Source organism: Cellulomonas hominis, assembly GCF_005239125.1.
Lineage (GTDB): Bacteria > Actinomycetota > Actinomycetes > Actinomycetales > Cellulomonadaceae > Cellulomonas > Cellulomonas hominis_A.
Map to the genome: position 1 here is coordinate 1 of NZ_SZYE01000006.1, position 25,919 is coordinate 25,919.

The window sequence follows — 25,919 nt, forward strand, 5'->3', positions numbered from 1 at the left end:
GCGGCGGCGGGCCTCGGCGGACCCGCGGCCGCGCGACCGCCCACGCCAGGTCCGGCACCGACCCGCCCGCCCAGCACCGCACCTCGTAGCGGAACAGCCGCGACCGTCCCAGCGCCCGCGCACCGACCGGGCCGGTCGCCACCACCCCGCGGTCGCCGGGCGGCTGGCCCCAGACGGGCGTCACCTCGACGACGACCTGCGGGCCGCCCGACGGCCGCACCAGCAGCGCGGCGTGCACCAGCGCCCGGCGCGGCCGGCGGTCCCGGAGCGCCGCCAGCGACTCGTAGACCCGGCCGCTCGCGCGCACCACGCGGGGGCCACCGGCGCCGAGCGGGATCCAGCACACCTCGACGCCGGCAGCCGGACCGGGGTCGGGAGCGCGGTCGGTGCCCATGCCCCCATCCCGCCATCGCCGCGGGCCCGTCGCCACGGACCGACGTCCCGGGCGCGTGGGTCGACCGCGGGTGGACGGGGGGTTCCCCGCCCCGCGGTCCGGCTGCTACGGTCGCGGCCCCGGTAAGGACAGCCTTACCAACCTCGACGTCCAGGAGTGCCCGTGGTCCGCAGCAGCAACCTCACCGGCCGGCGCAAGCCCGACGTCACCGAGCTGCTGACCCTGCACGTCCTGCGGACCGAGCGCGTGTCCACCGGGTTCGTCCGGGTCACGCTGGGCGGGGGAGACGCCGCGCGGTTCCGGCCCATGGGCTACGACCAGTGGTTCCGCCTGTTCATCCCGGTCGCCGACGACGCGGTGCTGTCCCGGCTGCCGAACAGGCTCGACACCCTCGCCTACCTGAAGTACCTCGCGATCGCCCGCACCGAGCGGCCCGTCCTGCGCAACTACACGGTCCGCGCGTACCGGGCCACCGGCCCGGAGGGGCCCGAGCTCGACGTCGACTTCGTCCTGCACGGCACGCCCGAGGACGGCACCAGCGGCCCCGCCGCGACCTGGGCGCAGACCTGCGCGCGCGGCGACGCCGTCGCGATCCTGGACGAGGGCATCACCTTCCCCGCCGCGACCGCCCGCGACCGGGTGCTGCTCGCCGCGGACGAGACCGGGCTGCCCGCCGTCGCCGGCATCCTCGGCTCCCTCGGTGCCGACGCGCGCGGGGTCGCGGTGATCGAGGTGCCGCACGCCGACGACGTGCAGGACCTCGCCGGCCCCGCGGGCGTGCAGGTGCGCTGGGTGGTGCGCGACGACCCGCACAGCGTCCCGGGGCCCGCGGCGCTCACGGTGGTCGAGGCGCTGCCCCTGCCGGAGGAGCCCGTCACCGCGTGGGTCGTGGGGGAGCAGTCGCTCGTCGCCGGGGCCCGCCGGCACTGGGTCGCCGCGGGCGTGCCGAAGCAGGACGTGACGTTCTGCGGGTACTGGCGGGCGGCGCGGGTGCGGGCGGCGGCGTGATCCCCGGGGCGTGAGTCGCGAGGCGTGCACCTCGGTGTGAGCCGGACGCTTCGGCGCGCACGGGACCGGAGCCAGGACGCTCAGGCTCGGGCCCGGACGCTCAGGCTCGGGCCGGGACGCTCGATCCCGAGCCGGACGCTCAGGCGCCCGGCTCGGGCTCGGGCGCCACCGGCTCGACGAGCTCCGGCCCGTCGTTCGCCACGTTGCCCACGGCCCGCCCGACCTCGCGCGGGACCAGGTGCGGCTCCGGGACGTTCACGAGCATCGCCCCGACCTCGTCCGCGGCGGTGATGCCCGGGTCCAGCCACTCGTCCCACAGGTGGCCGGGGAGCAGCACCGGGCAGCGGTCGTGGATGTGACCGAGGCTGTCGGTCGCGGGGCGGGTGATGATCGTGACCGTCCACAGCCACCGCGTCGGGTCGTCGTCGGCCTTGCTGTGGTCGCGCCACAGCTCGTACAGCCCGGCCGCGGCCAGCGGCTCGGCACCGTGCAGGAAGTACGGCGTCTTGGGGCCGCGCTCGTTCGCCTGCCACTCGTAGTAGCCGTCCATCGGCACCAGGGCGCGCCGCTTCGCCGCCGCCTTCCGGAACGCCGGCTTGTCCAGCACCGTCTCGGAGCGGGCGTTGATCATCCGGGACCCGATCGACACGTCCTTGGCCCACGACGGCACGAGGCCCCAGCGGGCCTGCCGGAGCTGGCGCTGCGGGCCGTCGTCCTCGACGCGCTCGAGCACGACGGGCACGTCCTGAGTCGGGGCGACGTTCCAGGACGGGCCCGGGTGCTCACCGAGGATCCGGTCGATCGCGAGGTCGCGCTCGAGCTGGTCGGCGGCGCGGGTCTGCGCGTAGCGGCCACACATGGAGCCCAGTGTGCCGCGCACCACCGACATCGACGACGCGGAGGCGTCGGCCGCGGGTCGGGAGTGCGGGCCCGGGCACGAGAGCGCGGCGGGCTCGGGCATCGGCCGTGGCGTGGGCGGGCTCAGGTGCCCGGCGCCGGCGGGGTGTGCAGCGGAGGCGGGGCGCCGGACTAGAACGGGGGTGGTGCGTCGTGGGGGTCGGCGGTGGCGTCGTGGCTGTGCCCCGTGCCGGGTCGGGTGAGGTAGCGGTGGCCGGTGGGGGTGATCCACTCGAAGAGGCCGGGTTGGATCTGGCGCAGGCGGAAGCCGCCGTCGGTCTTGAGGCGGTGGTGGCGGTGGCACAGGGGTCCGAGGTTGTCGGCGTCGGTTCTGCCGAGGGGTGTGTCGGGGTCGGTGCCGGGTCGGGGGTGGAACTCCTTGGTGTGGTCGAGGTCGCAGGCGCGGGCCGGGACGGTGCACCCCGGTGCGGCGCAGGTGGCGTCGCGGGTGCGGACGAGCTCGGCCAGTGCGGAGGGTGGTCGGTAGCGTTCGCGGCCCACGTCCAGGACGCGGTCGGTGAGCGGGTCGGTGACGACCCGCTGCCAGACGCCGCCGGTGGCGAGTGCCCTGGCCCGGGTCGCGTCGAGGGGGCCGTGCCCGTCGAGGTGGGCGGGTTGGTCGTCCAGGCCGAGCAGGGTGGACGCAGCGATGGTGATGCGGACCTCGGCGCCCGGGCGGCCGGAGCAGCGGGTGCAGCCACGCCGCGCGGTGGGCGCGGCGGCGACGGTCGGCGGGTCGGGCGCGGTGGCGACGGTGCTGGTCTCGTTCCCGGTCGCGGTCCCGACCTCGGTGCTGGCGTCGGTCTCGGCTTCGGCGTCGGTGGCGGTGCGCCCGGCGGTGCGGGCGGCGGAGCAGGGTGGTCCTGGCCGGGTGCGGGGTGCGCGGCGGTGTCGCCGAGCGGGGTGAGGGTGGCGATCGGGATCGGCTCGACCGGGGGTGCGAGCACCGGCCCGTCCCGGTCGGAGAACCACGTCCCGTTCCACGCGCGTCTCGGCTGCGGTGGCTGCGGTGGGCCCGGGGTCAGCTGGACCTCGAACGCCGGCCCGTCGGATGCGGGCACGTCACCGACGACGAGGTCCCGGAGCCCGTCGGCGCGCAGCTGGTCCAGGGTGCGGGGGTCACCCAGGGCCTTCGCGGTCTTCGCGGCGTGGGTCAGCACCCCGTCGACGCGGATCGCGTCCTCGGCGTCCAGGACCAGCCACATGGACGCCATCCCGTCCGGTTGCGGCCGCGGGTGGGAGACCCTCCTGGTGCGCCGGGCGCGGTCGTGGCGGCCGGCGGCGCCCTCGGGGTCGAGCAACCGGATCTCCCGCTCGACCCGCTGTCGTAGCTGGGCGACCGAGCACTGGTCGGCGTCGGGCAGCACCGCGTCCTCCACCGCGTGCGCGACCTGGAAGGGCAGGTCCGCCAGCGTCGCGGCGAGGACCTGGGCTCTGGCGGCGTCGATGTGCCCGGCCTGCAGCGCCTCGTGGGTCTGCCCGAGCAGGCTGTCCAGGACGACCGCCCGGTGCACGGTCTTCGTCGCGGTGACCCGGGGCCACCCGAGCCGCATCGCGAGCTCGTCGCCGGCGACGCACGCCTGCGTCGGCGGCGCCCCGGCGAGCGGTGACCAGTCCGGGCGCATCTCGTCCCGCGAGGCGAGGACTGCGATGGCGTCGAGCATGGCGGCGTGCTGGTGGCTCTCCATGCGCGCCCGCGCCGCGACCACCTCCACCAGGACCGCCGAGGGCAGCACGTCCAGGTCCAGGCCCCGCAACCACGCGTCCAGCTCGGGCCCGGGCGGGCAGGACCGGATCGCCTCGACCTGACGCTGCTCACCCGTCCTCGGCGACCCACCGGCCGCCACCACGGGGTCCGGACCGAGGTCCGTCAGGCACGCCCCGTCGGGCCCGTAGACCGGCAGCACCACGGCGGCGACCACGTCGCCGCCCGGGTGTTCCTGCAGGTCAAGTGCCATGGGACAACGCTACCGGCGACCACCGACACGCCCCCGGGTGGCCCCGTCGTAGGCTGCCCCCGTGCGAGCGACCCTGATCCACGGCCCCCGTGACGTCCGCCTCGAGCAGGTCCCGGACCCGACCATCCAGCGCCCGACCGACGCCCTCGTGCGCGTCGTCGCGTCCTGCGTGTGCGGCTCCGACCTGTGGCCCTACCGCGGCGTCCGGCCGACGAAGGAGCCGCGCCGGATCGGGCACGAGTTCGTCGGCGTGGTCGAGGAGGTCGGGTCGGACGTCCGGACGCTGCGCCCGGGCCAGTTCGTCGTCGCGCCGTTCACCGTGTCCGACGGCACCTGCGTGCACTGCCGCAACGGCGTGCACACGTCCTGCGTGCACGGCAGCGGGTGGGGCGGCGACGACGCCGAGGGCGTGTTCACCGACGCCGGTCAGGGAGAGTTCGTCCGTGTCCCGCTCGCCGACGGCACGCTCGTCGTGATGCCCGGGACCCCGGACGCCGACCTCCTGCCGCACGTCCTCGCGCTGACCGACGTCATGGGCACCGGGCACCACGCGGCGCTGTCGGCGGGCGTCGGCCCGGGGTCGACGGTCGCGGTGGTCGGCGACGGGGCGGTCGGCCTGTGCGCGGTCATCGCGGCGAAGCGGCTCGGCGCGGAGCGCGTCGTCGCGATGTCCCGGCACGCGACCCGGCAGGCGCTGGCGCGCGAGTTCGGCGCCACCGACGTCGTGGCGGAGCGCGGCGACGAGGGCGCCGCGGCGGTGCGTGACCTGCTCGGCGGGGTCGGCCCCGACCAGGTGCTGGAGTGCGTCGGCACGAAGGAGTCGATGCAGCAGGCGCTCGACACCGCGCGCCCGGGCGGCCAGGTCGGCTTCGTCGGCGTCCCCGCCGGCGGGCCGGAGCTGCCGGTGCAGCAGATGTTCGGCACGAACGTCGGGGTCCGCGGCGGCGTCGCCCCGGTGCGCGCGTACATCGAGGAGCTCGCCGCGGAGGTGTGGGCGGGCGCGATCCTGCCGGGCAAGGTGTTCGACCTGGTGCTGCCGCTGGACGAGGTCGCCGAGGCGTACGCCGCGATGGACGAGCGCCGCGCGATCAAGTCGATGCTGCTGCCCTGACGCCGTCACGGTCCTCGAGGAACGGGGCGCGCGGCGCGGGGCGGCGGCGAGGTGACCGGCCCGGGTAGGTTCGACGGCGTGAGCCAGACCGCCCTGCCGTCCGCCACCCTCGCCGACGTCGTCGGCCTGCTGGAGCGCCGCTACCCGCCGCGCACCGCCGAGTCCTGGGACCGTGTCGGTCTGGTGACCGGCGACCCCGCCCAGCCGGTCCGCCGGGTGCTGTTCGCCGTCGACCCGCTGGCCGCCGTCGTCGACGAGGCCCTGGACTGGAGTGCCGACCTGGTGGTCGTGCACCACCCGCTGCTGCTGCGCGGCGTGCACTCGGTGGCGGCGACCACCGCCAAGGGCGCGCTGCTGCACCGGCTGGTCCGCGCCGGGGTCGCCCTGTACACGGCGCACACCAACGCGGACGCGGCCGCGGGCGGCGTGGCGGACGAGCTGGCCCGCCTGGTCGGCCTGCGGGACCTGCGCCCGCTCGTCCCCGCCCCGGCCGAGCCGCTGGACAAGCACGTCGTGTTCGTCCCCGCCGGCGACGCCGAGCGGCTGGTCGACGCCCTGGCCGCCGCCGGCGCCGGCGCGATCGGGGAGTACAGCCGGTGCGCCTGGACGTCGACCGGCGAGGGCACGTTCACCCCGTCCGAGGCGGCCTCCCCGGCGATCGGCCGCGCGGGAGAGGCGGCCCGGGTCGTCGAGGCGCGGGTCGAGATGGTCGCGCCGCGCCGGCTGCGGGCCGCGGTGGTCGCCGCGATGCGCGCGGCGCACCCGTACGAGGAGCCGGCGTTCGACGTCCTGGAGCTGGCGACCTGGGACGGCCCGACCGGCACCGGCCGCGTGGGCCACCTGACCGAGCCGCTGACGCTGCACGCCTTCGCCGAGCGGGTCGCGTCCGTCCTGCCCGCCACCGCGCAGGGCATCCGGTACGCGGGCCCGCGGGAGGCGACGGTGCGGACCGTCGCCGTCGTCGGCGGGTCGGGGGACTCGCTGTTCGACGACGTCCGGTCCGCCGGCGTCGACGCCTACCTGACCGCCGACCTGCGGCACCACCCCGCCTCGGAGCTGCGGGAGCGCGCGGAGTTCGAGGCCCGCGGCGCCGCCGCCAGCCCGCCCTACCTGGTCGACGCCGCCCACTTCGCCTCCGAGTGGCCCTGGCTGCGTGGCGCGGAGCGGGACCTGCGCGCCGACCTGGCCGCGCGCGGCACTACGGTGGAGACCCGCGTGAGCACCCTGCGCACCGACCCGTGGACCGGCCGCGTCCCGGCGCCCTCCAGCACCACCGCACCGTCGGAAGGACACCACCCGTGACCAAGGCCTCCCCGCAGGACCAGAAGCGGCTGCTCGACCTCCAGGGGCTCGACACCAAGCTCGACCAGCTGGCGCACAAGCGCACCGCGCTGCCGCAGCACAAGCGCATCGCCGAGCTCGACGCGCAGCTGGCGGACCTGGACACCGCGATCGCCGCGTCGCGCACCGCCGTCGGCGACATCCAGCGCGAGGTCAGCAAGGCGGAGTCCGACGTGCAGCAGGTCCGGGACCGCGCCGCGCGCGACCAGACCCGCCTCGACTCCGGGCAGGGCTCGGCGAAGGACCTGCAGGCGCTGCAGAGCGAGCTGGTGTCGCTGGCCCGCCGGCAGGGCGACCTCGAGGAGGTCGAGATCGAGGCGATGGAGCGGCTGGAGGCGCACGAGGGCACGCTCCGCGAGCTCACGACCGCGCACGCCGCGCTGCTGAACGACCGGGCCGCCGTCGTCGCCGAGCGGGACGCCGAGCTGGCCGTCATCGAGAAGCAGGCCGCCGAGGTGCGGACCCAGCGCGACGCGATGGCCGCCCCGCTGGAGGACCGGCTGATCCAGCTCTACGACCGGCTGCGCGGGCGGCTCGGCGGCGTGGCCGTCGCCGCGCTGCGCCACGGGCGCTCCGAGGGCAGCGGCCTGCCGGTGCCGGCCACGGAGCTCGCCAAGATCAAGGCGACGCCCGAGGACGAGGTCGTCTACTGCGAGGACTCCGGGCGGATCCTGGTGCGCGGCGAGGACGCGTACTGATGGCCGCCGACGGCCCCGAGGGCACCGCGCAGCCGCCGGCGCCCGCGTCGTCGGGGTCGCCCGCGCGCCGCGGCCGCCCGTCCGGCGCCGCGGTCCGGTTCGACGACGCCCAGCCGGTCACGGTGATCCTGGTCCGGCACGGCGAGACCGAGATGACCGTCTCCCGCGGCTACTCGGGGTCCTCGGAGCCCGGACCGTCGCTCACCGAGCGCGGCCGGGCCCAGGCCGCCGCCGCGGGCGAGCTGGTCCGACGGGTCGGCGACGACCTGTGGGGCGACGTCCCGTACCCGACCGAGCTCATCGCGTCCCCGATGGTCCGCACCCAGGAGACGGCCGCGATCATTGGCGCCCGCCTGGGCCTGACCCCGCGCGTGGACCCCGCGTTCCAGGAGGCCGACTTCGGCGCGTGGCAGGGGCTCACCGCCGAGGAGATCGAGCAGCGCTGGCCCGGCCAGCTCGAGCCGTGGCACACCCGCGCCGACCTCCGACCCGAGGCCGGCGAGTCGATCGCCGACGTGGGGGAGCGGATCGGCGCCGGGCTCGACGCCCTGCTCGCCGCGGGCACCGACCGGACCGTGGTGGTCGTGTCGCACGCCGTGGCGATCCGGGCCGCGCTCGGGCGGACCATGGGCGCGCAGCCCGGGTCCTGGAGCCAGCTGCGGGTCGCGCCGGCCTCGGTGAGCATCATCCGGCTGTTCGCGGACAAGCGGGACGAGGTCGCGGTCGCCGGGGCGCCGAGCGAGGGCTGGCCGGCGCGCGGCTGACGCCGGTCCTAGACCGGCGGGTCCGTGCGGCGCCGGAGCCGCCAGGGGCGCGCGGCCGGGAGCAGACCCGGCACGCCGCCCATGGACCACCGCTGCTGCCGCCCGGGCAGGCCGCGGGCCGCCGACAGGCCGACGAGCACGCCCAGCGCGATCGCCACCATCGTGCCGCCGGTGGTGACGAGCGTGGACACCCCGTTGCTGTCGCCGTCGAGCAGGCTGGTCACGCCGGCCAGGCCGAGCGCTCCCGGCACCAGCATCCAGAACGCGGGCAGGAACGACGCGAGCGGCGACGGGCCGGAGGGGAACCGGGACACCGCCAGCGCGACCGGTGTCATCACGAGCGCGCCGACGAACGCCGACAGCGCCCCGCCGAGCAGCGCCCCGCCGAGCACCTGCGCCCCGTAGGCGACGGCCAGCACGAGGACCACCCAGCCGATCGTCTGCGGCCGTCCGCACCGGTACACCACCGTCCCGACGCCGAACGCGACCACGCCGAGCCACGGCGCCACCGGGCCGAGCCCGCTGCCGCCGGCCGCGAGGTCGACGCCGGGGACCCCGACGAGCGCCGCGGCGGCGACGATGCCGCCCGCCAGCAGCACGAGCTGCATCGCCCCCGCCGCGATCCGGCCGGCCCCGGAGAGCATCTGCCCGGTCGCGAGCTCGATGACGCCGGTCGTGAGCAGGCCGCCCGGCAGGAACAGCACCAGCGGCGCGACCAGCGACGGCAGCACGCCGAGGTCCGGCACCACCCGGGCCGCGAGCAGGACGGCCGCCGCGACGACGAACGCCGACGCGACCGTCACCAGCACCTCGGCACCGCTCGGCATCCGGCCCGACACCAGCTGCACCGCACCGACGCCCAGGCCGAGCCCGCCCGCCACCAGCAGGTCGGCCCACGAGCCGCCGAGCAGGGCGGCGAGGCCCACCGACAGCAGCAGGTACCCACCCAGCCGCGCGAGCATGCCGAACGGCGGCGGTGCGGCCCGCAGCAGGGTGATCCGCGCGGCCATGCCGGCGACGTCCGCGTCCGGCGCGACCGCGTCGCGGAGCACGTCGGTCACCTCGTCGACCTGGTGCAGCATGAGCTGGCGGCGGCCCGTGGACACCACCGCGGTCGCGACGCCGTCCCCGTCGGGGACGGACACGAGCAGCGCGGTCGGGAGCACGACGGTCTGGGTGCCGGGCACGCCGTGCGCGGCCGCGAGCTCGTCGAGGGTGTCGGCGACGGAGGACACCGTGTGCCCGGCGTCGACCATCGCCTCGCCCGCCACGACCATGAGGCGCAGCACGTCGGCGGGGGTCGGCGGGGCCGGCAGCTCGGCCGTGTCGCCGTCGACGGCGGGCAGGGCGGCGGTGGCCGCACCGGACTCGGTCCCGGCGGTCCCCGCCTCTCCCGCGAGCCGCGCCCGGCGGGCCGAGATCGCGACGACGGCCACCGCCCCGGCGACGACGACGGCCAGCGCGGCGATCAGCTCCGTCCAGGGGATCGCCGAGGTGGTGACGGCGGGCGGGCGGCTGAACGCCCGCGTGCCCGTGCCCGCGCCGGTGCCCGTCTCCGTCGGGGTCGGCGTCGGTCCGGGGGTGACGGCCGGCTCGGGCTCGCTCGTCGGGCTCGGGCTGGGGACCGGCTGCGGCTCGGCCGTCGGCGCCGGCGCGGGGACCTGCTGGGTCGGCGTCGGTGTCGGCACGGGTGCGGTGGTGGGCTCGGGCTGCGCCACCGACGGGGACGGCGAGGGCGCGGGGACGGCACCGGTGCCGGTGCCGGCGTCCTGGTCCTCGTCGGTCGTCGTGCCCGGCACGGCGGACCCGCCGCGCTGCGTGGACGAGCCGCCGTCCGACACGGACGCGCCCGCCGGCCCGCCCGCCACGGCGACGACCCCGACCAGGGCGAGGGCGAGCACCAGCAGCAGCGCCGCGACCCGCGCGGTGCTCGTTCGTCGCATGCTGCCGCCGTCCCCCTGCCGGTCGGTCGCCGCGGGCGGTCACCCGGGCCCGCCCCACGCTAGCGGGACGGGTCGCCCACGGCGTGCCCCGGCGGTGACCGGCCGGTGGGTGCCGGGTGAAGGGCCGGTGCAGGGTGCGCCCGGTCCCCGTCCCGCTACGCGACGACGAGCGACAGCGTCGCGGCGCGGCCGTCCGGCGCGTCGAGCTCGACCGCGAGCAGCTCCGTGCCGACCAGCTCCTGCGCCGCGCGGGCCAGCCGCTCCGGCGTCCCCGGCGCCGCGCCGCGCCGGGTGACGAGGTGCCGGGTGAGCACGCCGCGGGTGTGCTTGGCGTGGTGGGACACCACCGACCGCCTGCCGTCGACCTCGCGCAGCACCCGCACCTGCACCCACGACCCGTGGGCCGCGCGCGGCGGCTTCCACGCGGCGAGGTAGGTGGCCGACCGGCAGTCGACGACCAGCTCGCCGGCGGCGGCCCGGGGGTCCAGCTCAGCGCGCAGCGGCTCGCGCCACGCCGCCGCGAGCGGGCCGACCCCCGGGAGATCGACGCCCATCGACAGCCGGTAGGCCGGGATCCGGTCCTCCGGCGCGACCAGGCCCCACAGCCCGGACACGACGCGCACGCTCTCCGCCGCCCGGCGGCGCTGAGCCGTCGTCAGCCGGTCCAGGCCCGCCGCCCCGTACAGCACGCCGGTGTACACGGAGCGGGCCTCCGCCGCGGGGGCGTGGCGCAGGTCGACGTTCCGCGCCACCTCGTCGGCGATGCCCGCGCCCACGCCCAGCACCTCGACGGCGTCCGGGCGCGCGCTCGCCGCCACCAGGGCGTCCAGCACCCGCTCGCGCGTCGGCGTCAGGGACGGGGCGGACAGGGCGGCCAGGTCGAGGGCGGCGCCGCGGACCGGCGCGGTCTTGCCCTCGGACGGGGGGAGGAGGATCAGCACGCGCTGAACTGTAGGCCGCACGGAGCGGTCGGCCGGGTCGGGTCGGGCGTGCGGTTCGCCACGCGGGCGGGTGACGCCGGCACCGACCTCCCGCACCGGGCCGCCGGAGGTGCGAGCATCGCGACGTGCTGACGCGGGGGATGGACGGGGCGACGCGGTTCTGGGTCCGCGCGACGGGCCGGCGGGTGGAGCTGCCCGTGACGCCGTGGCTGCAGGGGCCGGTCGGGGACCTCGACCGCGTCGGTGACGCCTGGCTCCCGGCCGAGGCCGACCGGCTCGGCGCCGAGGTGGCCGGGCCCCGCGGCGCGGACGACGCCGGCCCCCGTGGCCTGCTCGGGTCGGTGGCCGACCTGGACCGACCGGGCTTCGCCGCCGACGCGCTCGCCGGACCGGTCCGCCGGTTCTACGAGCGCACGTCGACCTGGCGGCTCGACGCGTGGGTCGGCTGGGCGCCGTGGGCGTGGCCCTTCGGCTGGGCGGTCGCCGCGCTGTTCGCCCGCCGCCTCGACCGGCTCGCGCTGCCCATGCGCTCCCTCGACCTCGCGCACGGCATGTCGAGCGCGGTGACGCCGCTGGTCCGGGACGGCGCCCAGGTCGGCGCCCTGTGGCTGCGCCGGCTCCGGGCGACCGGGCGGATCGTGTTCAGCGGCCTCTACGGCGTCGTGCGGCTCCCGGCCTCCGGCGAGCCCGCCGTGCGCGTCACGTTCCCGCTGCCCCGCGGGCGGCTCGTGGTCCTGCTCCGGCCGACCGCCACCGCCCGGGGCGGGCTCGTGCTCACCTCCGGGGCCGGCGCGTGGGGCGAGCCCGGCGCGTACCTGGTGGTCGACGGGCCGGGCGGCTGCTGGGCGCGGCGCGTCCCCGTGCACGAGCGGTTCCACGTGTTCGTGGACGACGAGGGGGTGCTCCGCACCGACCACGACCTGCGGCTCGGCGCGCTGCCCGTGCTGCGGCTGCACTACCGGCTGACCGAGTCGCCGGGCGCGGGACCGGCCGCCCGCGCGGGTGAGGTGCCGGCCGCCCGGCCGGGCGAGGCAGCAGCCGGGGCGTAGTAGGCTGACCGGCGCGGATGAGCTGGCCAGGCGGCCGCGTCGAGCCCTCGGGCTCGCCGAGGAACGTCCGGGCTCCACAGGGCAGGGTGGTGGGTAACGCCCACCCGGGGTGACCCGCGGGACAGTGCCACAGAAAGCAGACCGCCACCGCACGGCCCTCGGGCCGGACGGTGGTAAGGGTGAAACGGTGGTGTAAGAGACCACCAGCGTGCCGGGTGACCGGCACGGCTCGGTAAACCCCACCCGGAGCAAGGCCAGACAGGGAGCGTTCGAGGGCTGCCCGCCCGAGCTCCCGGGTAGGCCGCTGGAGGCGCACGGCAACGTGCGTCGTAGATGGATGGTCGCCACCCGCGCGGGGGTAACCGCGCGCGGGGACAGAACCCGGCGTACCGGCCAGCTCATCCGCACTTTCCGGCCCCTGACCTGCGAAAACGTACGTCGCAGGTCGGGCCGCGCGGTCGATCGGGGCTCGCGACTCCGGTCCGCTGACCTGCGCTTATGTCTGCTTGTTCAGATCGGCAGCCCCCGAGCAGCCCCCAGGGTCAGCGGCGTCGCACGTCGTTCGCGGGGAGCCACACGGCTCCGGTCATGACCCGCAGGTCGACGATCCGGACGCGCACGACCGCGTGGCCGCGCCTGGGGCGCCACCACTCCAACGCGAGCGTGTCGATCTCCTCGGTGCCGGTGGCCCACCGCAGGGTCGCGACGACCGGGATCGGGCGCTCGACGTCGTGGTGGACGCCGGGCGGGACGGGGCGGGCGTTGAGGAGCTGCACCGCCGACGCGATGCGCGCCATGCCGCCGGGCACGAGCGGGGGGAGGTTCAGGGCCTCGTGACGGCGCTCGCCCACACCCAGACCCAGCCCTCGCGCCCGTGCGGGTCTTCGTAGTGCACGTGGACGGCGCGGGCGGTCCAGGCGACCGCTTCGCCGTCGACCTGGACGTCCCGTCCGCGGCCGTCGACGATCCATGCCTGGACGCGGGGCGGCTCCTCGGGCCGCGTCACGCGCGCGTCGGCGAGCACTTTCTGCGGCACCTGCCGCGCCATGTCCCGCATCGGGACTCGATCCACCACCTACCCAGTATCGAACACGTGTTCGAACCGCGATGAATCGTGAGGTCGGGGCGTGCCGGTGGCGCGGACTGCTCGATCGTCGAGCGGCGGACCACCCTCCAAGCCCGCCGCTCGACGGCGCAAGCGCGCTACTCAAAAGTAGCGTGCGCCCGCGAGCCCCTTAGGCAAAGGGGAACGCCGTCGTCGTCGACGGCGATCGGGGGGACGCCGGCCGCGGCGAGAGCATCGACTGCATGCAGGGCGGCGTGCACGTCGAGCGGCTCGCGGTCCGTCTCCCGGAGCGCGCCGCCGGAGATGCCGGTGGTGATGAGCGCGAGCACGGCGCGGGTGGCGGAGTCCATGCGGTCGATTCGGTCGGGGGAGATCGTGATCGTGTCCATGCCTTCGATGCTGGCGGGGACCGCGGGCGCGCGACAGGTGCCGCGACCGATCTGTGGACAACCCCGTCGGGCCGGGGAGTCGAACTCGCCGCGCGCGACACGCCCCGCACGGCATGACGAAGCGCCCCGCCCCTCCGGCGAGGAGGAGCGGGGCGCGTCCGCGGGTCGGCGGTTACGTGCGGTCGTCGGGGATCGTCGGCGGGATGACCTCCACGGTGCCGTCGTTGTCGATCTCGATCGTCTCGTAGTCGTGCTCGCCCTCGTCGTCGACGTCGCAGTCCGGGGGGTCCGGCTCGACGTGGGCGTAGGTGGGCTCGGCGGCCGATCCGAGGGCGAGCCGGGTGAGCCACGCGGGCACGTGCGGCTCGACCAGCCGCCACAGCACGTACCAGACGCCGATCACGGCGGCGGTCGCGACCGCCGCGGCGGCGTCCGTGTTCAGCCAGGCGTCGAGCGCGTCGCCGAGCTCGCCGGGTACGCGCGGTCCGGCCCAGGTCAGGACCTGGGCGACGAGCGCGCCCCAGATCACCGGGACGAGGGTGCGCAGGTAGGACGCGCCGTGGTCGCCGAGGGTGGTGGTGCGGCGGGTGGTGCTCATCGTGTCCTCCGGGATCAGTGCGTGCGGTACGGGGGGATGGCGGCGCGGGCCTCGGCGATGCGGGCGTCGCGGTACTCCTTCGGCTGGGCGAGGAAGTGCTGGCCCTCGGCCGACTTCCACAGCTCGTTGGCCACGGCGAGCACGTCGTTCGCGACCTGCCCGGAGGCGACGGCCGTCACCCAGGTCTGCTTGCCGGCGGGGTCGGGCTGGCGGCCGAGCCCGTCCTGGTAGGCGCGGGTCACGGTCCAGCCGATCGCCTCGGGGGACTGGGAGATGGCGTGCCGCTGCTGGGCGAGCGCCTCGGCGACGGTCGCGCCGTCGATCACGCGGTTGGCCATCTGGACCACGCGCGAGTCGACGTCGGCGGCCGACGGGTGCCGGCGCATGTGGGTCCAGAACAGGGCGATGATGTAGGCGGCGTTCATGATGCTCGGGTCCTCCTCAGGGGGCAGCTCGGGCTCCGGCTCGGGTGCGACGGCCGCGCCACCGCCGCCGCCGATCTGGCCGGAGTTGATGGCGGGGATCAGGGCGTAGGCGTGCCGGCCGGGGCACGCGGTGGCGGACAGGTCGCGGTGTCCGCCGGTGAGGGTGGGCGAGGTCCACCACCCGGCCCGCACGCCGTGGTGCAGCAGCTCGACCAGGGCCGCGACCTGGGCGTCCGACGGGGCGCGCGTGTCGAAGTTCCCGGCCAGGCAGATGCCGGCGCCCGCGGTGTTGTGGTTGCCGGTGTGTGACCCGACGCGGGTCACGCCGGTGCCCTCGAAGCGCCGGCCGGCCTCGGTGATCACGAACGTGTAGCTGATGCCGCCGCCGAACCGCGCCTGGCCGGTGTCCTCCAGGGCGCGGACGACGGCCACGTCCTGCGCGAACGTCGCGCCGACACCCGGCGAGGCGCCAGCCGAGTGGTGCAGCCACCGCGACAGGCGGCCGACCGACCGGACGCCGAACCCCGCGCGGTGCCGGGCACCCCACTCGGCCCGGGTGTAGATGCGGGTCACGACGACTGCCCGGAGCCGTCGTCCGCAGCGTCGTCATCCGGGGACGGGGCGGGCGGGGCGGTGTCGAGGGTGTCGGGGTCGATGGTGACGTCGTCGTCGAGCCGGACGACTGCCGCCTCACCGAACTCGGGGTGGACGACGTGGGTGGGGCGCTGCGGCATGGGGTGCCTCCTCGTGGGTCAGATGTCGGTGGCGATGTCGCGGTGGGGGCGCGGGCGGGGGCCCTGGGCGCCTGCGGCGTGCCAGGCGATGAGCGCGCGGATGTGGTCGATCGCGCGCCAGTACCGGCCGCGCCAGGCGGTGCGCTCGGCGCGCAGCCGCTCGGACTCGGCCCGCAGCCGGGCGATCTGCTCGTCCTGCCGGGCGATCTGCTCGCCCTGGCGGGCGATCTCCGAGCGCAGTGGCTGCAGCAGGTGCTCGGTCTGCACCCGGATGGCCTGCGCGAGGGCGTCGCTGGCGCTCTGGTGCCCGGCGAGGGTCGAGTCCGTGAGGAGCTGCTCGGCCCGTGCCCGGGCGAGGTCCGCCTCGGCGCGGTTGCGACGCCGCTGCACCGCGGCGCCAATCACGACGCCGAGCAGGCCCCCACCGGTGCCGGTCAGCAGGGACGCGATCGCGTCGGTCAGGGCGTCAGCGCTCGAGCCGTCCATCAGCGCGCCGGGGTCGGGATCGGGTGCATGGGTGGTCCTCCGGGCATGACGAAGTCCCACGGACCGGGCGGCTCGCGGGGCTGGGGGGGCGGAGCGGATGCGGTCAGACGATGTAGAACCCGGCGATGTCCCAGGTCCCGGCGGGCACGGCACCCCACGCCGAGCTGGAGTTGCCCATGAGGCGGATGGCGACCGTCTCGGCGTTCGTCGGGACGTCGCCGCCGGTGCGCTCCAACATCCCGGCCGTGGGGAAGTTCGGGCCACCGACGGTGTCCATCGCGACGCTGACCACGATCCCCACCGGAGTGGCGCCCAGGCCGTGGTGCCACCAGGAGCGGCCGGCCGCGGTCGTGGCGATGGTGTGCGCGAACGGCACGAGCCGGCGCGCGCCGATCGACAGGCCCCCACTGACCGCCAGCCACTGCACGTTCAGGCCCTGGCAGTTCACGCCCTCGGCGATGACGGCTGCGCGCGCACGTAGGGTGCCGGTCGGTGCGGCCACGTCGCCGGCGGCAACGCTCAGGTCGCCCAGCAGGACGTCGAGGTTGCCGAGCACCGAGTTCTCGTTGCCCCACAACTCGACGCCGCTCGCGAGCGGTGAGCCGACGCCCTGCCCGCGTGCCCGGACACCGATCTCGCGCGACCCCTGGTGGGCGGCGGTCTCCGGGGCGACCAGGTCGACGTAGGACGCCTCGTCGCCCGCGCCCACGCGCAGGACGCCCGGGCTGATCTGGTCCGCGCGCCCGGTGTGGAACACCACCTGGTCGCCCGTGGCGGCGCCGAGCTCGATGCGCCGACCCTCGGCCGCGGTGCGGATCAGGGCGCCGGTGATCACCTTGCCGTCCAGGGCGGTCGCGGAGATCTGCTCGCCGTGAATCGTGGCCGCCGCGATGATCGACCCGGACGCCTCGACCGGCACCCAGGTCTCGCCGTCCCAGACCCACTGCTCGACGACCACGATGCCGTGCACCCGCCACCACACGTCGCCGGGGGTCTGCCCGTCGCGGTCCGGCGCTGAGTCGGATCGCGTGGTCGAGGTCTTGGTCGCCAGCGCGGCCTCGACCTCGGCGGTGTCGACCAGCGAGGCCACCTCGACGACCGTCTCGTCGGACAGCGCCGAGACCTTCCCGGACGCCGACCGCGATGCCAGCCGCGCGTGGTACGTGCCGGCCTCGCGGCGGATGACGACCTCGGCGCCCTGCGGGGTCTCGATCGTCGCAACTAGGAACCTGGGCAGCGGGTCGCTGATCGAGTCGGTCGAGACGTAGACCTCGACCCGCGAGAAGTCCATCGGGGTCAGGGCGCCGTTGAGCCACCCGCCGTCCCACCCGATCCGGGCCAGGCCTGGGCCGCCCTGGACCACCGGGACGGTCGGGGTTGGCGGGACCGGCCCGGCCAGGACCGCGGAGCCGAACGTGCCGTCGTGCTGCTCGCCGGTGCGGGTCGTGAGCTGGCCGTCCACGGTGAACCCGTCGAGCGACCCGCCCTCCATCGACGAGTGCCCCGTGCCAGGGGTGGAGGCGAGTGCGGTGACCTGCCGCTGCAGCCCGGCGATCTGCCGGGCGAGCCGCCGGATCGCCGGGGACTCGCGGGGGTCCTGCGGTGCTGCCACGCTCACACCTCCACGACGCTCAGGACCGCACGGTCGGACTCCGGGGAGGTGTCGACCTCGGTGATCCGGACCCACCGGTCGACTGGCTCGCCGGCGACGTCCCCGGCGACGAGCACCTGGTCCCCGGGGGTCAGCGCGGCGATCGGGGCGTGCGGGTGGTCGATCACGGTGACCTGCTCCAGCAGCGGGGCGCCGTCGCGCCACGCCAGGTCCGTCCGGGCCGCGGTCGACAGGTCCGCGGTCGTGCGCGCGGAGGAGTCGGTGTGGACCAGCACGCGCCGCACCCCGACCGTCGGGCGCGTTAGGTGCGCCCGGACGCGGGTGCGGCCCGTCCCGGCGCCGAGGGCCAGCACCTCGCTGGCGTACAGGTCGTCGTCGCCGGCGAGCGCCGGGGTGACGATGACGTTCTCGCCGATGACCAGGCGCAGGTCCGGGCGGCGGGTGCCGATGGTCGGCCACCCGAGCTGCAGCCGGTGCGTCAGCCCCGTGCGCGCGGAGTTCCAGGCGGCGTGCTCGAGGTAGTCGAACGGCGTCTCGACCGCCAACTTGGCGATGACGGCGCCGAGGTCGGTCGTGGACCACCACTCCAGACGGAACGGCCCCGCCTCGAACGACACGTCCTCGCCAGCGGAGGTCGTGAACTCCACCTGCTCGGCCTCGGTGCCGACCCGCACCGGGCTGGTCGTCGGGTCGACTGCGACGCGTAGGTTCCCGCCGGGCTGGGACTGCAGGTGCGCCCAGATCATCCGCACGACGTCCAGCGGGTCGACCTGCACGAGCGCTTGGTCTGGGCCGAGCCACGGCATCCCGCCGGGGTAGCCCGCGATCCCCATGACGTTGACGACCGTCCGCTCGCCGGACACGCCGCCGGCCGAGGTCAGCAGACCCCCGCCGGCGATCTGCCCGGCGGGGTTCTCCGCCCACACCGAGCACTCCCACGGCCGCAGCCACGCCGGAGCGTCCCCCACCACGGTTCCGGTCAGCCGGCCCGGGCCGGACAGCACCCGCGACAGCCGCACCCCGGACAGCTCGACCTCGCCGAGGTACGCCCCGGCCGGCTCGGCGAAGCACACGTAGCGCCAGGGCATCAGACGGCCTGCTCGGTGAACTCCACGTCGAAGATCACCGACGTGTACCCCTGGCGCGCGCGCAGCGCCCCGGTCCCGGTCTGCCGGACCGCGCGCAGCTTGAGCGTGCGAGTCGTGCCCGCCATGCCCGCGGCCAGCCGAATCGGCCCACCCGCGGCGATCAGCGCCTCGACGACCCCGACACCCTCGGCGCCGTACTGCACATCCGCGGGCGACGGCGCCCCGTCGAGGACCGCACGGATCACCCCGGACGACGCCGCGGTGACCGCGCTCGCGCCGGCGACCGTCACCACGATGCTGTAGTGCGTCGCCCACTCCGGGATCCGGATGGTCGGCTGGACCGAGGACGGCCAGTCCACGAACGTCGTGGACACGAGGTCCTGCTGGAGGGTGACCTGGTTGCCGCGCAGCGAGCGGGCCGAGCGCGGCCGCGCCAGAGCGCGCAGGTCGGTGACCATCCCCGCGGTGATGGTCGCGGTCGACGCGGGAACCGTGACCCCGGCCAACGGCTCGACCGGGAAGGCCAGGGCCTCGCAGTACGCGCGCGCCGCCTCCGGCGAGGCGATCGCGGACGGCGGGACGGCCTGGATCACCTCGAACGCAGCCCCCGGGGTCGCGCCCTCCTCGAACTCCGGGTCGCGGACCCTCGCCACGACCATGTCCGTGCGGGACCCGGACGAACCGGTCGACGCGATCGCGACCTCCCGCTGCACCCGCTCGTGGATCGCGTAGGACTGCAGGGAGCCCTGCGGGTACCGGTTCGCGATCGCCGCGGCCCCCGGCATCACCCGCACCCGATCACCGGGCACCGCCAGCGGCTCCACCTTCAGCCCTCCGGGCTCGATCACCCCGGCGGCACCACCGATCGCCACGTGCGCTACAGCCCGAGCCGTCGCTGCCGGGACGTCCACGCCGTCGATCGCCCACACGTCCGGCATCAGCCGTCTCCCTCCGTCGGGCCGCTCACAGCGACCTCCACGCATCCCGCCACGCCACCTCGACGCGGCTCGTCCCCGTCAGGTCCGTCCCACCGAAGGTCACTCCGTGCGTCCCCGGCGCCAGCCGCAGGTCCGCCATCCGGGTCGTCGGCGAGAGCATCCCCGGCCACGGCGCGCCGTCGCCGCGGGTGATCAGCAGCCGCCGGGCATCGACGACGAGCTGCTGGTCCCACGCCAGGTCACCGAACACCTGCACCACCACCCCGCCGATCCGCACCCACGGCCGGGCGACCGGCCCGTGGAACCGGATCGTGACCGGCGTCGGGGCGTCACCGCCCACGACCGCGCCGCGGACCGTCTGCCCGCCCTCCGATGTCCACCGGAACGGCGGCGCCGTCGGGAACCGCAGCAGCGCCGACGAGGCCGGCACGATCCCGAGGTCGATGCTCGACTCCTCGTCGTCGTAGTGCAGCGGGTCGGACAGCTGGAACGTCGCCTGCACGTCGGCGAGGCCGGCCTCGCGCTCGTGCGGGGCCGACGCCTCCGCGAACCTCCGGGGGCGGCCGAACACCCGGCGGGTCCGGCCGCCCGTCGCGTACCGCAGCACCGCCTCGTCGAGCAGGGAGCCACGGGGGCCCTCCCACGCGGTACGCAGCCGGGCCAGCTCCGCGAGCAGCTCGCCGCCGTCGACGTCGCTCGGCCGCAGCATGAACGTCCACTCCGGGCCGTCCTCCCGGTCGCGCCCGAACACCCGGCCGTCGCGGGCCTGCAGCACGACGTCCTGCGTCACGAGCGTCCGCGACCCGCGGTCCCACTCCGCGACACCCCAGGGCGCCCCGGCGCCGAACGGCACGCCGTCGAGCTCGAACCAGTCGGTCACCGCGCCACCCCGTACCGGCCGCCGCGCTCCAGGCGCCGCAGCTCCCACACGATGGCGCTGACGACCTCCTCAGCTTGGTCCACCCGCACCCCCTCGAGGTTGATCACGATGGGCGCAGGCGCGGGCGCCGCGATGGTCGACGGGGAGCTCACCGCCCCGTTCGCGCGTGGCTCAGCGCCCGCGGGGATCAGCCGGTAGCCGAACTCCCGCGCCGTCTGGTCGAGCAGCGCTGTCGACCGCGCGCGCTTCGCGGGGTGGTGCGGGATGTACGTCTCGCCGCCGGTCTCGTCCTCCGCCCACACGATCCACGACCCGGCCGCCGCGTACTGCGCCTGCCGGCCACCCACTCCGCCATCGGCCATGGGACGCAGACGGGACGCAGGTCGAGGCGTGAACGCGCCCTCGGCGCGGGCGATCATGTTCCCGACCCCGGTGTTCACGGTGGTGTTGCCCTGCTGGTCGACGCGGATCACCGCGGTGTAGACCCGGCCGTTGATGTGGTTGAGCCGCTCCACGACGCGGGTGATCGCGCCGTCCGCCTCCGTCGTCTCCGCCCTGATCGTCGTCGTCACGGTCTGCGGGATCAGGCCGTACTGCCTGGCGAGCCGTGCAGCCTCGTCGCGCGTGTAGCCCATCGACTCGGCCGTGTCGACGAACGCGTTCCGCTGCTGGACGGTCGTGTCGTACAGCTCCTGGCCGGAGGCGTTCTGCTTGCGCATCGCCTCGGTGACCTGTGCGTTCCGGGCCGCCAGGTCGAGCAGCGCCCTGTCCGCGGCGATCGTCGACGCCGCGTTCAGGTCGACGGCGCCGGACTGGTCGCGAGCGACCCGTACACCCTCCGCCGCGGCCCGGTTCGCGGCCTCCTGCGACTCGGTCTGCGCGATCTGCGCCTCACGGAGCGACATCGCCGCGCCGGCGGCGTCACGCTGCGCACGGATCTGCTCCTGGAGGGCGTCGTTCGCGGCCTGCACCGCCTCCGCGTTCGACCGCTGCTCGCGAGTGCCCTCGCCGGTGACCTCGTTCATCCGCTCCTGTGCGTCGCGGGCGTCGCCGAGCGCGGTGCGCTGTTGGCCCACCTTCGTCAGCAGCTCGGTGATCGCCGCCCGGCTAAGCCCCGCGGCCTGTGCGGCGTCCCAGATCGAATCCGACCAGGCCTCGAACTCGGCGTCGGACATCATCACAGCGTCCGTCAGCTGCGACACCGAGACGCCCGCGGCGTCGGCGAGGTCGATGAACGACCCGAACTTGGTGGTGAAGCTCTGGAACCAGCCCCAGTCCAGGCCGTCGCCGGTGACGAACGCGTTCGCGGCGACCTTCCGCGCGGCCTCTTCCGCCTCCGTCCCGAGCAGCTTCACCGACTCGGCGTAGGCCCGGGCGCGGGCCTTCGCCTCCATCGACTTCACCGCGAACGCCGTGACCGCCGTCGTCAGCGCCGTGATCGCCAGCCCGACCGGGTTCGACATGAACGCCGCGGTCAGGGCCGTACCAACGCCCTGCACACCCGCACGGGCGGTCACCATCGCGACGTTCATCGCGCTGGTGGAACGCCCCGTCAGCTCGAGGGTCACGCGGGACGCGGCGAGCGTCTGCGAGAACGCAGCGAACGCGGTCTGCAGCGGGCCGCCGAGGGTCGTCACCAGCCTGTTGATGGGGCCGTGCAGCAGCATGAACGCCGCGACGCCGGCCAGGACCGGGGTGGGCAGGTTGGCGACGCCGGTCGCCACGTCGGCGATCACGCTCGCCAGGGGGGCGGCGGCCTGGAGCACGGCTACGAGTGCGGGGGACAGCCCGGAGGCCAGCGCGACGATCAGCGGCGCCGCGGCCTGCAGTAGGTCCCGGCTCGCCGGCACCAGCTCGTCGAGGACGCCCGACGCGGCGTCCGCGACCGCGGCACCCACGCGGACGAGCACGGGCACGAGCGGCGACAGTGCCGTCAGGAACTCCTGGCCTGCGGACCGCAGGGCGGGGGACGTCGCCACCAGCGCGGCGACGCCGGCGACCACCGGGTTCAAGCCAATTCCGAGGTTCCTCAGCACGGGCAGGGTGCCGGCCCCGTACGCGAACAGCGCCGCGGCGCCCGCGCTGATCAGCGGTGTGTACCCGGTGAGGCGGTCGAGCTGGCTGTTCACCTTCGACAGGTCCCACGCGTTGATCGCGCCGCGCGCCCGGTCCAAGACCGGCGTCACGGCGTCCAGGCCGGGCCCGAACCGGGTAACCATGAGGTCGACGAACGGCTTCGCCTTCGCCTCCGCGGCGCGCAGCGCGTCGGCGAGCTTGTTCGTCCACTCGACGACGCGGCCGCCGCCGTTCGGGTCGACGAACGGCGCGGCGATCACGGCGCCGATGTCCCGCCATGCGCCCTTGACGCGGTCCGCGGCGCCGTCCATCTGGAGCTTGATCAGGTCGGTCGCACCACCGAAGCGGGCGGTCATCCCGGCGACGAGCGCGTCGATCGCCTGCCCGGCGTCGAGGCTGCCGGAGGTGATCGCCTCCCTGATCTGCTCGCCGGTCATGCCCATCTGCGAACCGATCAGCGTGGCGGCGTCCACGCCGCGCACACCGAGCTGGTTCAGCGTGTTCGCGGTGATCTTGCCGGTCGACTCGACCTGCGCCAGGACCCGCGTGATCTCGCTGATGTCCTCGGCGGACCCACCCGTCGCCGCGACGGCGTTCTGGATCGCGTCCAGGGTCGGCAGGACCCTCTCCGCCTGCATCCCGAAGCCCAGGAGCTGCTGCTGGGCGGTGATGAACACCTGCTTCGTGAACGGGGAGTTCCTCGCGAACGCGTCGAGCTTGTCCATCTGGGCGTTCGCGGCCTCGGCCGAACCCAGCAGGGTCGTCAGTGCCGCCCGGCTGGACTGCTGCAGCCGGTTGTAGTCGGCGCCGACCTTGTACACCGCGGCGCCCATCGCGACCGCACCCGTCGTGAGCCCGACGAACCCCTGCGCCACAGTCCTCGTACCGGCGGCGACGACCTTACCCAGGCCCTCGAACTTCCGGCCCGACTGGTCGACCTGGGAGTCGAACTGCGTGCCGTCCGCACGGATGTAGGCGACGAGCTCGCCGACAGTGAGTGCCACTGGGTGTCACCTCCGTCGTGATTCAATTCGCCCATGAATGCGCGCACGGTCGCCAGCAGTCTTCTAGTACCCGCATTGCTGGGCGGCTGCTCAGGCGCCGAGGCGGATCCGTATTTCGCTGCGCTCGAAGATGCGGGATGGGTCAACGAAGAGATGTCAGAACGTGAGCGCCGGCAGATGTACGAGGACATGGCTGCCGACGTCTGCGCGGAGATGAGAGAATTGATGCTCGCCGGGTTCGACAATGAAGCGGTTGTTTATTCACTTCTTCGCAAGATCGACGGGAACGACCCGATGGGCGATCGGGCGGCGGGTACCCTCAACGCCCTCCTCGACTACCGCTGCGACGCGGGGCAAGCGAGCGGCCTCAAGGCGGAGTGAGCGCGCGCCGCAGGCGCGTGTCCGCGGACAGAAGCGACCAGATGCGGTCGCGCCACCACGGCCACGCCCGCACGAGCCCCGGGTCCTGCAGGTCGTAGCCGGCGTCGGCGAGGTCGGCCTCGACGAGCGACCAGCGCGCCAGAACATCGGCCCACCCGACCCGCGTGCCCTCGGGCTTCGCTGCGGTGCGGGCCGGCTTCAGCGACGGCGGGGCGCCCCGGTACCGCGGGTAGATGCCCGTCGCTGGGTCCGGCTCGCCGACGCCGTACGGGGCCCACGCGGCGACGTCGAAGACCCCGAGCCGGCTTCCCCCGAGGCGTCACCGCCCCCGTGCTGGGCGGCGAGGATCGCGTCGGCGGTCTCCTCGCCGACGGTCCAGTAGTACAGGGCGTACATCCCGAACATGTCGATGTCCGGGGCGCTCACGCCGTCGGCGACCATCTGGGCGTACACGTCGGCGCCGAGGGACAGCTCGGCGACGTCGGTCTCGCCGAGGGACTCGACGAGCGCCAGCGTCTCCGCGGGCACATGCGGGGCGCCGGCGCGCCCGCACGTTGGGCACTTCTCCAGCACCGAGGCGTACGTCGCGACGCCCACGGCGTTGATCGCGGCGAGCTTCAACCCGACGTCCTTCGACGGGGGACTGACGACGTACACGCGATCGCCGCAGGGCAGCTCGAGCGCGGGTGCGAGGAACTGGGTCAGGTCCTTCAGGGCCACGGTGGTTCTCCTTGCGTGCCGGGCAGCCGGGTGGAGCGCGCGGGGCCGGACCCGGCTGTGCCGGCCCCGCGCGCGGTCGGGAGGTCAGTCGCCCTCGGAGTCCACCTCGGGCTCCGAGGGCCCGGTCGGGTCGTCTTCGGCGGCCGGGTTCGCGATCCGGCGGCGCCGGCCCTGGCCGGTGATGGAGAACGACCATCCGCCGATGTCGTCGTTCCCGGTGGTCTGGCGGTTCATCTGCACGGTGCCGTCGCCCTCGTACGCCTCGCGGGGGTTCGGCTCGCCGTCGGCCGGGTCGTCGTACCAGCGGAACCGGCCGGTGGCCTTGTTGCCGACGGCGTCGGGCCCGGCCAGCTCCAGGAGCCGCTCCACCTCGGGCAGGAAGTCCCCGTCGGGCCGCCGGTGCTGCTGGACGGTGCCCGCCAGCGTCCAGGACTCCGAGACCTTCTTCTGGTTCGGGGCGCCCTTGTCGCGGTACGTCGCGGCGTCCTTCATCACGGGCGTGACCTGCGGGTCGATCGCGGACGAGAACCGCAGGTGCTGCCAGATCGGCGGGTCGGTCAGGCTTTCGGCGAGGTCGACGTCGAGCGCGTACTCGTAGGAGAAGCCCAGCTCGGTGTTCTCGGCGGTGGTCTCGGTCATGGGGTGCCTCCTCGGCGGGTGACGATGCGGTAGTTGTCGGTGCGCTCGTGGCGGCCGTTGTTGTCCGGCCCCAGGGGTGCGACGGAGACGCGCGCGCAGCGGGCCACCCGGATGCCGCCGAGCCGGGTGTGGTGGCGGGCGTGCAGCACGGCGAACACCTCGTCCGCGACCTGGTCGACGGCGTCCGGGCGGCTGGCGGCGCGGAACCGCAGCTGCACCGCGAACGTCCGGCGGACCTGCCGCGGGTCGGGGTCGTCGTCGACGTCGTACACGGTGACCGAGCACACGACGTCCGGGCTCGCCGGCACGGCCTTGATCGTCAGGGCGTGGTCGCCCGCGGCGTACGAGCCCTGCGGGCGCCACACGAGGCTGGTCGACGCGTCGAGGTGCTCCACCAGGGCGACCGCGACCGTGGCGACGGTCGGCTCGGTCACCGCAGCTCCTGGCGGACGGCGTCGCCGATGAGCTGCTCCTGCGCGCGGCGGGTGCCCAGCAGCGGCCGCTCGAGGTACTTCGCGGTGCGCCCACGTGTGTGCCGCAGCGTCATGTCCTCGTGCTGGCGCACCGCGTACGGGGTGTCGAACGACACCGCGGCGACCGGCCCGGACTCGTCGACGGCGGTCGCGCCGGACCGGGCGAGGGTGCCGTCGTCGATCGGGACGACCTGGAGGGACTCCGCCAGGACGTGCTCAGCGGCCAGCCGAAGTCCCCGCGCGGTGCCGCGTCGCACGGCCTCCTTCGCGGTGGCGCCTTCCCAGCGGATCGTCACGGACACGGTG

Annotated in this window: 29 protein-coding genes, 1 other RNA gene and 1 pseudogene; 9 read left to right on the forward strand and 22 right to left on the reverse strand. The window is 75.4% G+C overall.

All coding sequences use genetic code 11. The features are described from left to right. On the reverse strand, positions 1 to 394 hold a 394-nt coding region (locus FA014_RS01765), incomplete at its 3' end, for a hypothetical protein (protein WP_230322789.1). 162 nt (positions 395 to 556) lie between these two features. On the opposite strand from FA014_RS01765, the gene FA014_RS01770 reads away from it, so the two are divergent. Continuing rightward, entirely contained in the window at positions 557 to 1,402 is an 846-nt protein-coding gene (locus FA014_RS01770) for a siderophore-interacting protein (RefSeq protein WP_154728000.1), read from the forward strand. A gap of 139 nt (positions 1,403 to 1,541) precedes the next feature. On the opposite strand, the gene FA014_RS01775 is transcribed toward FA014_RS01770, so the two are convergent. The 3 genes and pseudogenes from FA014_RS01775 to FA014_RS21050 form a co-directional block, all read right to left on the reverse strand. Beyond that, entirely contained in the window at positions 1,542 to 2,261 is a 720-nt protein-coding gene (locus FA014_RS01775; protein ID WP_154728001.1) for an SOS response-associated peptidase, read from the reverse strand. A gap of 170 nt (positions 2,262 to 2,431) precedes the next feature. After that, positions 2,432 to 3,271, reverse strand: coding sequence for an HNH endonuclease signature motif containing protein (locus tag FA014_RS01780; RefSeq protein WP_154728002.1), 840 nt, complete (start codon positions 3,269 to 3,271; stop codon positions 2,432 to 2,434). A 155-nt stretch (positions 3,272 to 3,426) separates the two neighbouring features. Continuing rightward, a pseudogene (locus FA014_RS21050) lies at positions 3,427 to 3,987 on the reverse strand (DUF222 domain-containing protein); the annotation flags it as partial. Between FA014_RS21050 and FA014_RS20535 the strand changes: the two are divergent. The 5 genes from FA014_RS20535 to FA014_RS01805 all read left to right on the forward strand — a co-directional run bounded on the left by FA014_RS20535 (position 3,950) and on the right by FA014_RS01805 (position 8,171). After that, positions 3,950 to 4,108 carry a hypothetical protein gene (locus tag FA014_RS20535; protein ID WP_230322791.1) on the forward strand — a complete coding sequence of 53 codons (159 nt, stop codon included), beginning with the start codon at positions 3,950 to 3,952 and terminating at the stop codon, positions 4,106 to 4,108. The pseudogene FA014_RS21050 and the gene FA014_RS20535 overlap by 38 nt on opposite strands. A gap of 210 nt (positions 4,109 to 4,318) precedes the next feature. After that, positions 4,319 to 5,368 (forward strand): zinc-dependent alcohol dehydrogenase family protein, encoded by a 1,050-nt coding sequence (locus tag FA014_RS01790; protein ID WP_154728003.1) that lies wholly within the window; start codon positions 4,319 to 4,321, stop codon positions 5,366 to 5,368. A 78-nt stretch (positions 5,369 to 5,446) separates the two neighbouring features. After that, entirely contained in the window at positions 5,447 to 6,670 is a 1,224-nt protein-coding gene (locus FA014_RS01795; protein WP_230322792.1) for a Nif3-like dinuclear metal center hexameric protein, read from the forward strand. Continuing rightward, positions 6,667 to 7,407, forward strand: a complete 741-nt coding sequence (locus tag FA014_RS01800; RefSeq protein WP_154728004.1) for a zinc ribbon domain-containing protein — start codon at positions 6,667 to 6,669, stop codon at positions 7,405 to 7,407. Before FA014_RS01795 ends, FA014_RS01800 begins: the two co-directional genes overlap by 4 nt. Next, a complete protein-coding gene (locus FA014_RS01805; RefSeq protein WP_154728005.1) occupies positions 7,407 to 8,171 on the forward strand; it encodes a histidine phosphatase family protein in 765 nt (254 codons plus the stop codon). Before FA014_RS01800 ends, FA014_RS01805 begins: the two co-directional genes overlap by 1 nt. A gap of 8 nt (positions 8,172 to 8,179) precedes the next feature. Here the strand turns inward: FA014_RS01805 and FA014_RS01810 are convergent, their stop codons facing one another. Then, a complete protein-coding gene (locus tag FA014_RS01810; RefSeq protein WP_154728006.1) occupies positions 8,180 to 10,114 on the reverse strand; it encodes a threonine/serine ThrE exporter family protein in 1,935 nt (644 codons plus the stop codon). A 155-nt stretch (positions 10,115 to 10,269) separates the two neighbouring features. Further along, positions 10,270 to 11,055: a YaaA family protein gene (locus FA014_RS01815; protein ID WP_154728007.1), complete on the reverse strand. Its 786-nt coding sequence runs from the start codon at positions 11,053 to 11,055 to the stop codon at positions 10,270 to 10,272. 125 nt (positions 11,056 to 11,180) lie between these two features. Between FA014_RS01815 and FA014_RS01820 the strand changes: the two genes are divergently transcribed. Together FA014_RS01820 and rnpB are read left to right on the forward strand one after the other, a co-directional pair. Further along, complete coding sequence (locus FA014_RS01820) at positions 11,181 to 12,104, forward strand: hypothetical protein (protein WP_195969120.1); 924 nt, start codon at positions 11,181 to 11,183, stop codon at positions 12,102 to 12,104. A gap of 18 nt (positions 12,105 to 12,122) precedes the next feature. Beyond that, positions 12,123 to 12,509: RNase P RNA component class A (gene rnpB / locus FA014_RS01825), an RNA gene on the forward strand. A 137-nt stretch (positions 12,510 to 12,646) separates the two neighbouring features. Here rnpB and FA014_RS01830 read toward each other — a convergent pair. The 12 genes from FA014_RS01830 to FA014_RS01885 all read right to left on the reverse strand — a co-directional run bounded on the left by FA014_RS01830 (position 12,647) and on the right by FA014_RS01885 (position 23,400). Next, positions 12,647 to 12,955 carry a hypothetical protein gene (locus FA014_RS01830; RefSeq protein WP_195969121.1) on the reverse strand — a complete coding sequence of 103 codons (309 nt, stop codon included), beginning with the start codon at positions 12,953 to 12,955 and terminating at the stop codon, positions 12,647 to 12,649. Beyond that, positions 12,928 to 13,179 carry a hypothetical protein gene (locus tag FA014_RS01835; RefSeq protein WP_154728009.1) on the reverse strand — a complete coding sequence of 84 codons (252 nt, stop codon included), beginning with the start codon at positions 13,177 to 13,179 and terminating at the stop codon, positions 12,928 to 12,930. Before FA014_RS01835 ends, FA014_RS01830 begins: the two co-directional genes overlap by 28 nt. Before the next feature lie 128 nt (positions 13,180 to 13,307). After that, positions 13,308 to 13,559, reverse strand: coding sequence for a hypothetical protein (locus FA014_RS01840; RefSeq protein ID WP_154728010.1), 252 nt, complete (start codon positions 13,557 to 13,559; stop codon positions 13,308 to 13,310). Between the two features lie 172 nt (positions 13,560 to 13,731). Continuing rightward, complete coding sequence (locus FA014_RS01845) at positions 13,732 to 14,157, reverse strand: hypothetical protein (protein ID WP_154728011.1); 426 nt, start codon at positions 14,155 to 14,157, stop codon at positions 13,732 to 13,734. Positions 14,158 to 14,171: 14 nt separating this feature from the next. Beyond that, positions 14,172 to 15,155 carry a peptidoglycan recognition protein family protein gene (locus FA014_RS01850; protein WP_154728012.1) on the reverse strand — a complete coding sequence of 328 codons (984 nt, stop codon included), beginning with the start codon at positions 15,153 to 15,155 and terminating at the stop codon, positions 14,172 to 14,174. After that, the gene (locus tag FA014_RS01855) at positions 15,152 to 15,316 is read right to left on the reverse strand and encodes a hypothetical protein (RefSeq protein ID WP_154728013.1); all 165 of its coding nucleotides are present in this window, start codon (positions 15,314 to 15,316) and stop codon (positions 15,152 to 15,154) included. Before FA014_RS01855 ends, FA014_RS01850 begins: the two co-directional genes overlap by 4 nt. An 18-nt stretch (positions 15,317 to 15,334) precedes the next feature. Beyond that, positions 15,335 to 15,802, reverse strand: a complete 468-nt coding sequence (locus tag FA014_RS01860) for a hypothetical protein (RefSeq protein WP_154728014.1) — start codon at positions 15,800 to 15,802, stop codon at positions 15,335 to 15,337. A 103-nt stretch (positions 15,803 to 15,905) separates the two neighbouring features. Next, on the reverse strand, positions 15,906 to 17,414 hold the full coding sequence (locus FA014_RS01865) for a hypothetical protein (RefSeq protein WP_154728015.1): 1,509 nt from the start codon (positions 17,412 to 17,414) through the stop codon (positions 15,906 to 15,908). Positions 17,415 to 17,416: 2 nt separating this feature from the next. After that, positions 17,417 to 18,502, reverse strand: a complete 1,086-nt coding sequence (locus tag FA014_RS01870; RefSeq protein ID WP_154728016.1) for a hypothetical protein — start codon at positions 18,500 to 18,502, stop codon at positions 17,417 to 17,419. Then, positions 18,502 to 19,440, reverse strand: a complete 939-nt coding sequence (locus FA014_RS01875) for a hypothetical protein (RefSeq protein ID WP_154728017.1) — start codon at positions 19,438 to 19,440, stop codon at positions 18,502 to 18,504. The genes FA014_RS01870 and FA014_RS01875 overlap by 1 nt, the downstream gene beginning before the upstream one ends. Before the next feature lie 25 nt (positions 19,441 to 19,465). Beyond that, complete coding sequence (locus tag FA014_RS01880) at positions 19,466 to 20,320, reverse strand: hypothetical protein (RefSeq protein WP_154728018.1); 855 nt, start codon at positions 20,318 to 20,320, stop codon at positions 19,466 to 19,468. Then, positions 20,317 to 23,400 carry a tape measure protein gene (locus tag FA014_RS01885; RefSeq protein ID WP_154728019.1) on the reverse strand — a complete coding sequence of 1,028 codons (3,084 nt, stop codon included), beginning with the start codon at positions 23,398 to 23,400 and terminating at the stop codon, positions 20,317 to 20,319. Before FA014_RS01885 ends, FA014_RS01880 begins: the two co-directional genes overlap by 4 nt. Before the next feature lie 33 nt (positions 23,401 to 23,433). Between FA014_RS01885 and FA014_RS01890 the strand changes: the two genes are divergently transcribed. Further along, positions 23,434 to 23,781, forward strand: coding sequence for a hypothetical protein (locus FA014_RS01890; RefSeq protein WP_154728020.1), 348 nt, complete (start codon positions 23,434 to 23,436; stop codon positions 23,779 to 23,781). A gap of 198 nt (positions 23,782 to 23,979) precedes the next feature. On the opposite strand, the gene FA014_RS01895 is transcribed toward FA014_RS01890, so the two are convergent. The 4 genes from FA014_RS01895 to FA014_RS01910 all read right to left on the reverse strand — a co-directional run bounded on the left by FA014_RS01895 (position 23,980) and on the right by FA014_RS01910 (position 25,915). Beyond that, positions 23,980 to 24,501 carry a DUF7426 family protein gene (locus FA014_RS01895; RefSeq protein WP_154728021.1) on the reverse strand — a complete coding sequence of 174 codons (522 nt, stop codon included), beginning with the start codon at positions 24,499 to 24,501 and terminating at the stop codon, positions 23,980 to 23,982. A gap of 84 nt (positions 24,502 to 24,585) precedes the next feature. Continuing rightward, positions 24,586 to 25,140 (reverse strand): phage tail tube protein, encoded by a 555-nt coding sequence (locus FA014_RS01900; protein ID WP_154728022.1) that lies wholly within the window; start codon positions 25,138 to 25,140, stop codon positions 24,586 to 24,588. Further along, a complete protein-coding gene (locus tag FA014_RS01905) occupies positions 25,137 to 25,574 on the reverse strand; it encodes a minor capsid protein (RefSeq protein ID WP_154728023.1) in 438 nt (145 codons plus the stop codon). Before FA014_RS01905 ends, FA014_RS01900 begins: the two co-directional genes overlap by 4 nt. Beyond that, the gene (locus FA014_RS01910) at positions 25,571 to 25,915 is read right to left on the reverse strand and encodes a minor capsid protein (protein ID WP_230322793.1); all 345 of its coding nucleotides are present in this window, start codon (positions 25,913 to 25,915) and stop codon (positions 25,571 to 25,573) included. Before FA014_RS01910 ends, FA014_RS01905 begins: the two co-directional genes overlap by 4 nt. Positions 25,916 to 25,919: the final 4 nt, after the last annotated feature.

Bases quoted from the DNA above. Each gene is read 5' to 3' on its own strand.
- FA014_RS01775 (WP_154728001.1), bottom strand. From the start codon at position 2,261: ATGTGTGGCCGCTACGCGCAGACCCGCGCCGCCGACCAGCTCGAGCGC.
- FA014_RS20535 (WP_230322791.1), top strand. From the start codon at position 3,950: ATGGCGTCGAGCATGGCGGCGTGCTGGTGGCTCTCCATGCGCGCCCGC.
- FA014_RS01805 (WP_154728005.1), top strand. From the start codon at position 7,407: ATGGCCGCCGACGGCCCCGAGGGCACCGCGCAGCCGCCGGCGCCCGCG.
- FA014_RS01810 (WP_154728006.1), bottom strand. From the start codon at position 10,114: ATGCGACGAACGAGCACCGCGCGGGTCGCGGCGCTGCTGCTGGTGCTC.
- FA014_RS01840 (WP_154728010.1), bottom strand. From the start codon at position 13,559: ATGGACACGATCACGATCTCCCCCGACCGAATCGACCGCATGGACTCC.
- FA014_RS01845 (WP_154728011.1), bottom strand. From the start codon at position 14,157: ATGAGCACCACCCGCCGCACCACCACCCTCGGCGACCACGGCGCGTCC.
- FA014_RS01855 (WP_154728013.1), bottom strand. From the start codon at position 15,316: ATGCCGCAGCGCCCCACCCACGTCGTCCACCCCGAGTTCGGTGAGGCG.
- FA014_RS01860 (WP_154728014.1), bottom strand. From the start codon at position 15,802: ATGGACGGCTCGAGCGCTGACGCCCTGACCGACGCGATCGCGTCCCTG.
- FA014_RS01870 (WP_154728016.1), bottom strand. From the start codon at position 18,502: ATGCCCTGGCGCTACGTGTGCTTCGCCGAGCCGGCCGGGGCGTACCTC.
- FA014_RS01875 (WP_154728017.1), bottom strand. From the start codon at position 19,440: ATGCCGGACGTGTGGGCGATCGACGGCGTGGACGTCCCGGCAGCGACG.
- FA014_RS01890 (WP_154728020.1), top strand. From the start codon at position 23,434: ATGAATGCGCGCACGGTCGCCAGCAGTCTTCTAGTACCCGCATTGCTG.
- FA014_RS01900 (WP_154728022.1), bottom strand. From the start codon at position 25,140: ATGACCGAGACCACCGCCGAGAACACCGAGCTGGGCTTCTCCTACGAG.